5 protein-coding genes and 3 pseudogenes are annotated in these 6,600 nt (G+C 71.9%); 2 read left to right on the top strand and 6 right to left on the bottom strand.

What is annotated here, in order from left to right; genetic code table 11:
* Both IH80_RS45930 and IH80_RS40765 read right to left on the bottom strand, forming a co-directional pair.
* Window positions 1-169, bottom strand: a pseudogene (locus tag IH80_RS45930) (IS5/IS1182 family transposase); the annotation flags it as partial.
* 100 nt (window positions 170-269) lie between these two features.
* Window positions 270-811, bottom strand: a pseudogene (locus tag IH80_RS40765) (transposase); the annotation flags it as partial.
* Here IH80_RS40765 and IH80_RS45925 point away from each other — a divergent pair.
* A pseudogene (locus IH80_RS45925) lies at window positions 805-998 on the top strand (hypothetical protein); the annotation flags it as partial. The pseudogenes IH80_RS40765 and IH80_RS45925 sit on opposite strands and share 7 nt — an antisense overlap.
* Window positions 999-1,013: 15 nt before the next feature.
* Here IH80_RS45925 and IH80_RS40760 read toward each other — a convergent pair.
* The 4 genes from IH80_RS40760 to IH80_RS0112030 form a co-directional block, all read right to left on the bottom strand.
* Window positions 1,014-1,517, bottom strand: coding sequence for an NUDIX hydrolase (locus tag IH80_RS40760; protein WP_386395058.1), 504 nt, complete (start codon window positions 1,515-1,517; stop codon window positions 1,014-1,016).
* Window positions 1,518-1,907: 390 nt separating this feature from the next.
* Window positions 1,908-3,374, bottom strand: a complete 1,467-nt coding sequence (locus tag IH80_RS0112040; RefSeq protein ID WP_030959961.1) for an RNB domain-containing ribonuclease — start codon at window positions 3,372-3,374, stop codon at window positions 1,908-1,910.
* Between the two features lie 253 nt (window positions 3,375-3,627).
* On the bottom strand, window positions 3,628-3,873 hold the full coding sequence (locus tag IH80_RS0112035) for a protealysin inhibitor emfourin (protein ID WP_030959959.1): 246 nt from the start codon (window positions 3,871-3,873) through the stop codon (window positions 3,628-3,630).
* 140 nt (window positions 3,874-4,013) lie between these two features.
* Entirely contained in the window at window positions 4,014-4,793 is a 780-nt protein-coding gene (locus IH80_RS0112030; RefSeq protein ID WP_030959958.1) for an alpha/beta fold hydrolase, read from the bottom strand.
* A gap of 599 nt (window positions 4,794-5,392) precedes the next feature.
* Between IH80_RS0112030 and IH80_RS0112025 the strand changes: the two genes are divergently transcribed.
* Entirely contained in the window at window positions 5,393-6,514 is a 1,122-nt protein-coding gene (locus IH80_RS0112025; RefSeq protein ID WP_030959957.1) for a nucleotide disphospho-sugar-binding domain-containing protein, read from the top strand.
* Window positions 6,515-6,600: the final 86 nt, after the last annotated feature.

The following is a 6,600-nucleotide window of genomic DNA, read 5'->3' as shown; positions in this document are numbered from 1 at the left end:
CCGCCACCAGCAGCACCCGGTCCGCCAGCGGCAGACACCACGGGCGGCCACCACCGGGCCCGTTCCCGCCCCGCTCCCGCACCACCTTCACCAGCTTCGAGAACCGGTCGACCCGCAACCCCGTGAACGTCTCCACCCACAACGGCTCAGCCCGCAACACCCCACCCATACAAGCAAAATGCCCGGAACGGAGCCTTCTGCAACACCCTTTAAAGGGTGTTGCAGAAGCTCTGGCTCGGGGCAGGCTGACGTGTGCTTGAACTGCTGTTTCACCGTGTCAGGGTGAGGTCGTGCATAGTGGCGACGGCCTGGACGGCGTGGTGGAGGCCGTCGCCTTTTGGCGGCAGTCGCGGAGGATCTCCCAGTTCTTCATGCTGGCGAAGGTGTGCTCGACGCGGGCATGGACCCGTCGGTGTTCGGCGTTGTCCTCCTCCTGTCCGCGCAGGAGGGGGCGTCCGGCTCGTCTGCGGTGCGGGACGATCAGGCCGGTGCCGAGGTAGGCGCCGTCCGCGATCACCGTGGTCCCCACGGCTTTGGCGGGCAGGTCCGACTCGCGCCAGACGTGGGCGTCGGCTTTGTTGCCTGGTGCGGTGCCGGGCGGCCGAGGCGACGACCAGGCGGGTGTCCGCGTCGATGATGACCTGCACGTTCGCCGAGAACCGGTAGTTGAGCGAGGAGGTGCCCACCTTCCGGTCGCGGACCGGGTCAGGGTGCCGTCCACGATCCACAACCGCTCGACGTCGGCGACCGGCCGCGGAGCCGGCTCCAGCGCGAGGAGCGGGCGGAGCCGCTGGATGACCCGGCGCTGCGTACTACCGAGCCGAGAGTGGAGCGGCGACCACATAGAGGACCCGTCCGAGGACGCGTTGTTCATGCTGATCGATGACCTCAACGACACGGACATCACCTTCGTCGTCATCCAGCCCGACGGGGACGACCCGGTCTGGTTCACCTCGGTAGCAGTCCTGGACCAAGGCGGCCATGAGGTTGTCCGCCGCAGCTTGAGGGCAAGGTCAGGACCGCGCGGTCCGGAACGCCAGATACCTGCTGAGGGCTTCGTTGCTGTCGGGGGTGAAGTGCAACTCCAGCATGGCGGACCGCAGCTCCGGTTCGGACAGCCAACCATGCCAGGCGACCTCGTCGGGATCGGGGACCACGGCGTCCGGCACCACGGCTTCGTGCACGCCGAGCCAGTGAGGGCTCAATCCACTGCGGTTGACGAACGTAAACAGCAGGCGCGGCAACGCACGAATGCCCAGCTCTTCGACCAGCTCCCTCGCAGCGGCCTGTTCATAGGACTCTCCGATACTTGCGGCGCCACCGACCCCGACCTCATAGAGCCCGGGGAAGCGCGATAGCTGCTGCGACCGTCGGTGGACGAGAATCCGTCCACGCGCATCGCGACACACCGTCACGGCGACTCGGTGCAGCCAACCCTCCCGGACGGCCTGCCGGCGGCTGACCACCACCCCCAGCACACGATCTTGATCGTCGACACGCTCCACCAGTTCATCCACGACGCACACCCTGGCAGAGCCCACTGACAACACCGCTTCTGTCGCTTCGGCTCAGCACCAGATACGCCGAGGGTGCCCCGGCGGCCGGGGTTGAGAAGGAGACGCAGAAATAGTCGCTGTTGGTGACTCGAGCCGGAGCTGGTCGGCGCGGGCACCAGCGCCCTTGGAGTCGACTCCTTCGGAAACTTGAATACATGTACCCGTGCGGTAGCGGTCCGCTGGCTACAGGCTGTGATCATGAACCAGCCTGCTTTGAGGGTCTCCGGGAGCGGGCGCTCCCGCCGCCGGGAGCGTGGCGCTCCCCCGCCCCCACGAGCGGGTCGGGCGGACGGGCGGTCAGTCCTGGTGCTGGTCATGGCCCCAGTCCTGGTGCTGGTCCCGGTCCTGGTGCTACGCCAGGGTGAAGAGGACCCGCTTGTTCTTGTCGGGGAAGGCGGGGTCGGCGCGTTCGAGCCGGACCCGGACGCTCGCGCCGAGTTCGAGGTCCACGGCGGCCGAGGCGACCCTGCCCAGCACGGCGGGCTCCGCCAGCTGCACCTGGCCCTCACGGGGGTTCGGGTGTGCCCGTTCCGCATCCGTGTCGATCACCACCGCGTCGAAGGTGCTCCCCACCCGGTCCATGAGCAGCGCCGCCTCCACCAGGTCCACCGCCTGCCGGTCCGCCGCGTTCCCCTTCGCCCTCTCCATCCGGCCCGGCAGGTCGGCCAGGGCGGCGAGCACCCACTCGGGCGGCTCCCGGTCCGCGCTCGCGGCCACGCACAGTTCACCGGCGTACCGGTCTACCAGCCGCCGCAACGGGGCCGTGCAGTGCGTGTACGGTGCCGCGATCGCCGCGTGGACGGTCTGTGCGGGGACGTGGTCGTGGTCGTGGAAGGACTTGTAGACCGATTTCAGCAACAGGGCGCCGGCCGCCTCGTGGAGGAAGGCCGCGTGCTGGTGCTGGTGCGGGTCGAGGGAGCGGATCAGCTCTGCGTACGAGACGTGGTGCGGCCAGTCGATGCCGAGGCCCTGGGCGATGTGGCGCAGCCGTGTGACCTCGTGGGTCGGGGCCTGCTCCTGGGTCCGCAGGATCCCGGGGCCGCCGTCCAGCATCATCCTGGCCGCGGCCATACCGGTCATGAGGGAGATCTGCTCGTTCCAGCCGTCCACGGGCAGGGCGGCACGGTAGCTCAGGCGGAACGATCCGTCCTCGACGGTGACCTCCTGGTCCGGCAGGCTGAGCGAGATGCCGCCCCGCTCGGCCTCGACGGCCTCGCGCAGGGTGCCGATGTCGCGCAACAGGGCGACGGACTCCGCGGCGGTGCCGGCGTCGATGGCCTGCTGGACGGCCGCGTAGTCGAGTTTGGCCGTACTGCGCACCAGGGCGCGGCTCACGGACGACGTGATCACCTCGCCGTGGGCGTCGAGGTCGTGCTGCCACAGCAGGGCGGGGACCTTCTGGTTCGGCAGCAGGCTGGCCGCGCCCTCGGAGAGGACGGGCGGGTGCAGCGGCACCTTCCCGTCGGGGAGGTACAGGGTGACGATCCGTTTGCGGGCCTCGGCGTCCAGTGCGTCGCCCGCGGTGACGAAGGCGGCCACGTCGGCGATGGCGTAGTACACGCGGAACCCTCCGCCGGGCCGCCGTTCCAGGTACATGGCCTGGTCGAGGTCCTTCGAGCCGGGCGGGTCGATCGTGAAGAGCGGCAGGTCGGTGGCGTCCTTGTCGGGGAGCCGGGGCGCGCGGGCGGCGGCTTCGGCCGCCGCGAGCACGGTATCGGGGAAGCCCGAGGGGGCCTGCAGGTCGGTCCGCAGCTTCTGCAGGGCGGTGGCCAGCGCGGCCTTGGCCGCTTCGGACATGCGCATCGGGCGGCGTGGCATGCCCCGAGCGTAGGGCGGAGGTCGCCCGCCGGCACGGCGGGCGACCCGTCCGGGTGCAGCGGGGCCGGGCACGCCGCCCGTCGGCCGGACACGGCCCTTCGGGGTCCGGGCACCGCGGCGGCGTCCGGGCGTCCGGGCGTCCGGGCATCCGGGCATCCGGGCATCCCGGTGGGAGCCTGTCGAAGCCGGGGCGGCCGGTCGATGCCGGCGCGGGATGCCCGGGGTACCGGGCTGCCCGGCCCACGTGGTCCGGTCAGGCGCCCACGCCGAGGACGGTACGGATCAAGGTCCGTTGGGCGTCGGACAGGCAGGGGTCCTGGAGGTCGAGCACCTCGTCGTCGACGGTGATCCGGTAGCGGTAGCCGTCGGGTGCGGGAGCGACGGCCCGCTGGGCGAGCTCCTCCAGATCCGCCGCGTCCGGGCGCCCGGAGGTGTCGAGTGCGCTGAGCTTCTCCAGGCCGCCGGCGAAGCCTCCGGAGCGGGTGACCGTTATCAGCATGGCCGTTCCTTCCTGTTCGCTGGTGTGTCGCACGGTCTGCACATCGCAGCCACTGCCGCGCATGCCCCGAACACCGGCGCGCTGTCACCCCGTAGGCGCCGGTCCGCAGGAACGGCCTGAAAGTGCCGTGCGGCGGCGCCTCAGCGCGAGCGCTCGACGCGCGCGAGCCAGTCGGCGAGGAGTGCGCGCAGGAGTTCCGGACGCTCGTGCGGCAGGGCGTGTCCCGCGTCGTCGACCACGGCGAGCGAGGTGTGCGGGTAGTGGTCGGCGAGGTCGACGGCGGCTGCGTAACCGACCGTCGAATCCAGCCGCCCCGCCACGACCAGTGTCGGCCCCGGATACGCGTGCGGGGGCCCGGGTGTGAGCGTCCAGTGCTCGGCGATCCGATCGAGGGCCGCCCGGTCGACGAGCGCCGCGGCCGGCGCCACATAGCGTCGGTAGCGTTCGAGCGTCTCGGGCGTCCGGATGACGAAGTAGCTCCGGAAGTCGTCGTCACCGATGTCCGCCGACCCGGCGACCAGGCGGTGCTCGGGTACGTCGCGCACTCCGGGCAGCAACGGGCACACGAGCGCCAGCCCGGCGACCCGCGCCGGGCGCCGGGCGGCCATCGCCTGCGCGAAGTACGCGCCGGCCGAGTGGCCGACGAGGAGGTAGGGGACCCCTCCCGCGGCCTCGTCGGCGAAGCGGAGCAGCGTGTCGACGACGTCGTCGGCGCTGCGCAGGGTCTCGGGGGCGGAGGTCCGCCCCATTCCGGGGAGGTCGGGATAGATCCGCCGCAGTCCCGCGGCGCCGTCGAGGGCCGGCTCGAAGCAGGCCTCGGCCTCACGATGGTCGACGCCGGCGCCGTGGAGCACCAGCACGGGCCGGCCGGCCCCGTGCTCCACGGCGTGTACCACCACCCGGCCCACTTGGATCTCCATCACCGCATGCTAGGGCTGTCCCGGCAGCATCGCCGTCGCGGCCCGGTGACCGGAACGGTTGTTTCCTCCACGTCCTGTGGCCGTGGCGGTCCCCCTGACGAGGACTTCGGGCGTCCCGAGGGGCACACCGCAGCGCCGACCGCACCATTCGCGCCATCTGAGGTACCGGGGGGGGCCGCCGTGCGCACTGTCTGGACTAACCGGAAGACCTGCGCCTTCGGGATCGTGGCCGTCGCCGCGCTCCTTTCGTGCATGGCGGGTGCCTCGGCCGGGTGCCTCGGGGGCGGGCGCCTCCGGGGCGGGTGCCTCGGGGGCGGGTGCCTCGGGGCCGGGTGCCTCGGGCGGCGCGGACCGGGACAGGAGCCCGTCCGTCTCGGGCGCTCCGGGCCAGACCCGTTCCGCACCAGACCCGTTCCGCACCAGACCCGTTCCGCACCTCCCTTCGCACCCTGCCCAGGAGTCTCCGGTCTGTGGAACGTCCGAATATCGATCTCCGACGGGGAACACCGGGTCCCTTTCCGTCAGTTCACCGGAGGGAACCGGGGGCGGGCCCGCACGACTCGTCCCCGACCGGGCAGATCCATGGGCAAGGAGACACCGTGCGCATCCTCTTCACCGGCCCGGCCTCGGCCGGACACCTCTTTCCGATGATCCCGACCGCGCAGGCCTTACGCGCCGCCGGGCACGAAGTACTGTTCGCGGGCTCGCAGCCGCTGCACCAGCTGCGCCAGGCAGGTTTCCCGATCGTCGAGATAGGCGACGGCCGCACCATCCGGGACGTGTTCGAGCAGGCCACGGGCGAGGAGGTGCGTTACGTCACGACCGACCTGACCTCCGACCAGATCCTGGACAGGGCGGCCCACGGTTTCGCGCTCCTGTCCCGGTCCACCGTGGACGGTCTGCTGGAGGTCGCCGACAGCTGGGGCGCCGACCTCCTGGTCTACGACTCCTTCCAGGCGTCCGCCCCGCTGGTCGCGGCCAAGCTCAAGATCCCGTCGGTGATCCAGAACTTCGGCGTCGCCTCCGGCCACGACATGGTCGGCCGGCTCGCGGCCAACTTCACCGAGGCGTACGAGACGTACGGGGTGGACGGCCCGGCCGAGCCCACCGCGCTGAACATCGTCCCCTCCTCCCTCGGCGGCGACCCGGGCGGCCTGCGGATGCGCTACCTCCCGTATAACGGGGGCGGCTTCGTCCCCCTCGGACTACTCCGCCGCGGCACGCGCCCGCGCGTGGCCGTCACCCTGGGCACGGTGCTCAGCGAACTGGACGGCGTCAACGCCATCGTCCGCCTGATCGAGGCCGCCGCGTCGGTGGACGCCGAGTTCCTGCTCGCCGTGGGCGATGCAGACCTCGCGCCGCTGGGCACCCTCCCGGACAACGTGCGCGCGCTGCCCTGGGTCCCGCTCGCCGAGCTGCTGACCGCCTCGGACGCGCTGGTCCACCACGGCGGCTCCGGCACCCTGCTCACCGCCCTCGAGGCCGGCCTGCCCCAGCTCCTGCTGCCGCAGGGCGCCGACCACTTCATCAACGCCGACGCCCTCACCGCCACTGGCGCCGCCCTGCGTTCCGCCTCCGACGAGGTCGATGCCGCGCTCCTCGCCCGGCTCATCAGCGACCCGGCCCTGCGCGAGGGCGCCGGCCGCCTCCGCGCGGAGAACGCCGCCCTGCCGACCCCGGCCGAGACGGTCCCCGCCCTGGAGGCCCTGACCTCCGCCTGAGGCGCCGCCTCGCCCTCCGCGACGTCACGGGATCCCGGAGGGCTGATGCCCGGGCCCGGGCAGGTGACCCCTGTCCGGGCCCGGGC

Origin of the sequence: Streptomyces sp. NRRL S-378, assembly GCF_000720645.1 — a bacterium.
In the GTDB taxonomy this organism is placed as follows: Bacteria; Actinomycetota; Actinomycetes; order Streptomycetales; family Streptomycetaceae; genus Streptomyces.
This window is presented reverse-complemented; position numbering and strand designations above follow the sequence as displayed.